The following is a 5,222-nucleotide window of genomic DNA, read 5'->3' on the forward strand; positions in this document are numbered from 1 at the left end:
CCGTCCTGATCTGGGCTGCGCTCAGGGTCTTCGCTTGCTTGCCTGCCAAGGAGCATTTCTCACAACAGTTTCCAGAAGAATGGCAATCGTATTGCCGATTGCTTATCCGTCAACGTGATACTGAATATCACACACAATGATATTGAAGTTTTCACGCAATGATTTGTGGAAACTATTGTGTGTAGTGCTTTCCGAGAACTTCGGAGAGGTCTGGTCAAGGAATGGGCCTGAGAGCCCGCAGGGAGGCCGCTGAGGCCGATAGCGCGGTGATCTGCGAGAAAGGCTCAAGCCAGATGTCGTCGGTCTGGTGAGCGATCTATGGCCGGTGCGCTGCGCGCCCCAGCAGCCGAGTGGCCTGTCTCTCGCTATCGCTCGTTCCTACGGCCATCGGCGAGTTTCCAATTTGTGGGGGAGGAAGAACGACCAGAGGGTCGTCAGCCAGACCATTGGGGCCACCTGATCCAATCATCTGGAACGAAGACGGCTTTCTCCCCCCTCCGACCATCGACGACGTGTCGGTGGCCGGAAGGGAGAAGGATCATCTGTTGACTACGACGGCTCAATCAGCGGCGATCCTGCCTTACGCAGGAAGCAGGCGGTTTCCCGATACCTGCATGTAGCCGCCCTATCTCGGTCGGAACCTCCCGTAGAAATCGAGCTATCGGGGTGTTGGCTGGATGTGACGAGCAGTCTTTTACATCCGCCAGTCCGTGCGCTCTCGGCGTTCCTGTTGACCAAACGGTTATCGGGGAAGCGGACTTCCCCGAAGCTCATGTGCGTCGCTGATCGAGCGAACGACGCACATGCGGGGCGCCGTCAAATCGTGAAGACGGTCGCCCCTCATTGCTGTGGTGCCTTTGCGCGACCAGATGGTCGCCGAGGGGCCGCTGCTTCGACACGCGCTGTTATGCTCTGACCGTTCGAATGTCCGCCTCGACGGCGCCCTGCCTCATAGCTGCCGGTCATGTTCCCAGCCGCCGTTTGGGGGTGGAGTGAACCCCGATACTCCCGAGCTATGTCGTCGCGGATGAACCGCGCCATGTCCTATTTATACCGCGACCAAGGCCCCCTGACCTAAATCATTCGTCAGTCAGATCAGTGGGTTGATCGGTCTGAATAAATACCTGATCGGTCCATCAGCGGGCTGATCAGGAGCCCACAATGGACATCTACGAGACCTGCCTGAAGCGCGGCTACACCCATTCAAAACGCGACTTCTCGACCTACTACGCAGGGAAATCGCCCTCCTATCTGGCCACCACACGCACATTGTCCGAAGGCGCCATGCTGGCCGTCTTTCGCAGGCTGATCGAAGAACGCCGCTGGCTGCTGGCCTTCCGCGTCGCGCGCACCATCCTCTTCGCGCGCCACCATGACGACGAGGTGGCGGCATGAACCACTGGCTCGAATACGACTACCTCATCGTCTCCCAGCCCGACGAATGCGTCTTCGATCTACTGGGCGCCGCCATCATGAGCCGGGTGCAAATGTCGCCCCGAAGCCAGTGGATCGTCATGGCTCAGGCCGACGCTATGCTCGTCGTCCTGAACGATGCGAAGGGCCTACGTCTGACCGATCATCCTGACCGCTACGGCTTCGATGGAAACCGCCCCGACTTCGACGACTGGATGACGGTCCACTTTCCCAAAATCGCCTACCGCTGGCTCGACCAGTGCGTCGTCGCCATTGCCGACCGAGCCGCCCAACTATCGTTTGACCGCGATCTCGGGCAGCGTGTGCTGCGGGCGAAACACATTCCCCACACGGTCCAGATGGTCGAACGAACCGTCCTCGCACCGTTGACCTGATCGCTTCCGAACTCGATGCCTACCGCCCACCATCACACCCGGACGCATCATGCCAGACGACAGCCATCCCCGGACTCGTTCCGGGCGCGCCATTTCTTTCCAAAAAGCTTGATATCCCCGCACTCTGTCGCGGCGCCGCCGGGGCCAATGTCGCGCTGAGGATGAGCGCCAAGTATCTCATTTTCCGGCCTTCCCGTTTGCCCGTCCAGGCGCCGAATAGCGAATTTGCTTTCTTTTGACAAAATAATTGTTATTAAAGACGAGCCAGGTCGCGTCATGCGCCTGGTTTGGGAGGTCAACCGATGCGACGGTTTGTGGAAAAGTGGGCTGTGGCCACGTCTTCGGGTCCGTCGCCTCGGCGCTTCGAGCGCAGGATCGGGGCAACTGTGTTCGGCCGCCTCTGGATCGTCGCGAGCATTGTTTGCGGTGCACACGCGGCCGACGCGCAGACGACTCTCGATCAACCTTACTACGCCAATGGCAAGATTCACTGCCCGGACGGCTCGTCAGGCGCCTACCACTCACAGACAGGCGAGGGGCCGAATGATGACGTGCTTCGCTTTGCCTGCGAGTTCAATGCGCAGCATCCGGCTCAAGAGCCGGCTCCGACGCCTGGCGCGGCGCAGGAGCCCGCCGCCGAGCCTGATGCGAGCGCCACTTCGGCGCCTGCCGGCGTGATCCGCTGTCCCGACGGTACAACGCGCCCGGGGTTCGTCCGAAGCGATGAGATGAGCGGGGTCGCTGAGGCGATGGCTTGCTCAAAACCTGCGGCGTCCAGCGCCGCAATGGAGCGGAAAAACCGCGAGATCGCGATCCGCGATGCTCGCGAGGGCAGGGTCGGTCTCTGGACGGCGCTTAAGACGGCTTGGGAAACCGGCGACGTGCTTCTGATCGCCTATCTGGCCGGCAAGTTGTCGTTCTACGCGGCGATCATCGGGTTGGTCGTGTTCCTGCTGACGCGTCGTCGCGGCGGAGGTCCAGTCAACTCGGGGTCTCGCTCCTCTACGATCTTGGAGCCACATCCTGACGACGTCTCAGGGCGCAGGTCGACCACCGATGAGTCGCAGGCCTCCGACGATCAACATCAACCATAGGATCAACTTGACCCCTTGCCGCGAGCTCGCGGACGCAGGAGCGAACAATGCTGGACAACCTCAAAGACACTGCGATCAAGGTTATCCTGGTCGCCTATCTGGTCATCGCTTTCTTTGTCGGGGTCGAGAGGAGCCGCGAGAGCGGACGCCACGACGGCACGGTGATGACGGTCATCTATGGGGCGGGTTGGCCGATAAGCCTGCTCATCGACGCCGCGCAGAGAAAATGAAGCTGAGTTTCCGTAACAATGTGGTGGGCCTCTCGGCTGAGACGCCCGAGGAGGAGGCGATCTGCGCACAGCTTCGCGCGGCGGATGGTCATGTCTTCAAGCTGCATGCGGCCTCACAGCGCGGTCTGGCTTTCAGCCTGATCGGCCCGGAGGACGATGCCCGCCGCGCACCCCTCAACATCCTGCACAAGATCGAACCCGCCTTCGCGCCGATTTCCAATCTGGCGCATACGCCCTTCACGTTCGATGACGGTGAATACGCCAGCATCGAAGGGTTCTGGCAGGGTCTGAAAGTCGCTGATCCCGATGGCAGGCGGGCCATGGCGCGTCTTTTCGGCGGCGAGGCGAAAGGCCGGGGCGGCGCGCTCGGTTGGTCGCCGACCTTCGACTATGGCGGCGTCACCATCGTCACGGGCTCGCCCGAGCATTGGGCCTTGATGGGCGAAGCATGCTTCGCCAAGTTCACGCAGAACGACAAAGCCCGAAAGGCGTTGCTCGCAACCGGCGAGCGATGGCTGACGCACAAGGTGCGCAAGGACAGCCGCACGATCCCCGGCGCCGTCATGGCTGACATCTGGATGGACATCCGCTCCCGTCTCAAGGAACGAGGGGCGACGGCATGACGACTGGCCTGAAGTTCGATGAACTTGTTCGCACCACCGGCACGACGCCGCGGCAGATCCGCTATCTGATCGCCGAGGGGTTCGTGCCGCCGCCCACCGGCGGGCGAACCTATGCGACCTATGGCGATGTGCATGTCGCCGCAATCCGCCGCTATGACCGACTGCGGAGTCTCGGCTTTCCGCCTGCGGCGATCCGGTTGCTACTCGATGCCAGGGAGGGCATTCCCGTACCGATTGCCAACGGCCTCACGCTGGTGATCGCGCCCGACCTGATCGGCGCCGGCGGTGATGTCACCGGCCTTGCCGCGAAGGCCGCCGCCAAGGTCGAGGAACTCCTGATCGAGGGCGCGTCCAATGAGCGACGCAATGCTGCTGGTTGATCCGCTTGCCGCCCTGCTGAGGCCGGCCTTGGCGGGAATCGCGCCGCTTCGGTTCGAAAAGACGCATGTCGACATTTCCATCGTACCGCCGATGGCCAACATCGCTATCGAGCGGTGTTTCACGAACACGACGGACCAGCTCGTCGAAGCCGTAATGACGTTGCCGCCACTGGCGCCGCACGAAGTCGTCTACCGCCTGTTGATCAGCATCGGCCGTCGCCACCACGTCGAGGCTGTTCCTCAGCCTGCCAGACGCGCGCGTCGCGCGCATGACGCCGCCATTCACGAGGGTCGCGTCGCGATCCTCTACGATCTTCTGGAACACGACGTCCAGCTGATCGCGATCGGCGGGGTCGAGCCCGGCGAAACGGTGCAGGTCCAGATTTGGAGCACAAGGCCGTTGGCGCGGCCGGATAAGGACAGGGCGGCATTGACCGTCAACCTGGCGGCTGGCCCGGACTTTCCCCGTCGCGGGCTTTCCGAAGCCGATGCGCCGGTGATCTCAGGAGAGTATGAAAGCGGGACTCTGGTCGTCCATGCTTCGGAGACCATACGAGCTACTTTCCGCCCCTGGAACGACCTGCCAGAGATATTCCCGAACCACGCGGAGCGCGTGTTCGATTGCGGCGTGCCGATCGTCCTCGACTTCATCGCGCTTGAGGGTGACAACCTCGATCACAGCGAATGGCAGGTCGGTCAGCCGGGCGGCTGGGAAGTCACGGCTGAGCGGAATCTGGAGACATTCCGGCACGCGCTCAATCCCGGCGGCGGCGTAACCAGCGATAGAACCGACTGGATTCACGGCGTCGCAAAAACGGATGACGGGGAAATCCGGGTGACCGCACCGCTCCCGACCGATGAGATCGCGCCTAACGCGCGCGCATTCAGGGCCTTCGCCGCCGCCAATCTTGTGTCATCGGCAACGCCGCAAGACGCTGCAATCGTTCGCCGCACCGCCAACATACTGAGCCGTCAGACCAGCCTGGTTTTCATCGGGCCGCAGGGCGAAACCGCAGACGACCTACCGATGCTGCCTTTGATGCGGAAGCTGGCCCTGCCCGAAATGCGACCCTTCGAAAACCTGGAC

The 5,222-nt window shown here is 61.9% G+C and carries 7 protein-coding genes; all 7 read left to right on the forward strand.

The window, feature by feature from the left end:
• Window positions 1-1,161: 1,161 nt before the first annotated feature.
• A complete protein-coding gene (locus tag ACE3PP_RS06565) occupies window positions 1,162-1,395 on the forward strand; it encodes a hypothetical protein (protein WP_374379434.1) in 234 nt (77 codons plus the stop codon).
• Complete coding sequence (locus tag ACE3PP_RS06570) at window positions 1,392-1,808, forward strand: hypothetical protein (protein ID WP_374379436.1); 417 nt, start codon at window positions 1,392-1,394, stop codon at window positions 1,806-1,808. The genes ACE3PP_RS06565 and ACE3PP_RS06570 overlap by 4 nt, the downstream gene beginning before the upstream one ends.
• Window positions 1,809-2,110: 302 nt before the next feature.
• The gene (locus ACE3PP_RS06575) at window positions 2,111-2,902 is read left to right on the forward strand and encodes a hypothetical protein (RefSeq protein WP_374379439.1); all 792 of its coding nucleotides are present in this window, start codon (window positions 2,111-2,113) and stop codon (window positions 2,900-2,902) included.
• 47 nt (window positions 2,903-2,949) lie between these two features.
• Window positions 2,950-3,132, forward strand: coding sequence for a hypothetical protein (locus ACE3PP_RS06580; protein WP_374379442.1), 183 nt, complete (start codon window positions 2,950-2,952; stop codon window positions 3,130-3,132).
• The gene (locus tag ACE3PP_RS06585) at window positions 3,129-3,755 is read left to right on the forward strand and encodes a hypothetical protein (protein ID WP_374379445.1); all 627 of its coding nucleotides are present in this window, start codon (window positions 3,129-3,131) and stop codon (window positions 3,753-3,755) included. The genes ACE3PP_RS06580 and ACE3PP_RS06585 overlap by 4 nt, the downstream gene beginning before the upstream one ends.
• Entirely contained in the window at window positions 3,752-4,135 is a 384-nt protein-coding gene (locus ACE3PP_RS06590; RefSeq protein ID WP_374379448.1) for a helix-turn-helix domain-containing protein, read from the forward strand. Before ACE3PP_RS06585 ends, ACE3PP_RS06590 begins: the two co-directional genes overlap by 4 nt.
• The coding region (locus ACE3PP_RS06595; protein WP_374379451.1) for a VIT domain-containing protein at window positions 4,110-5,222 on the forward strand (1,113 nt) is incomplete at its 3' end. The genes ACE3PP_RS06590 and ACE3PP_RS06595, both read left to right, overlap by 26 nt.

Source organism: Dongia sp. (assembly GCF_041910485.1).
GTDB lineage: Bacteria > Pseudomonadota > Alphaproteobacteria > Dongiales > Dongiaceae > Dongia.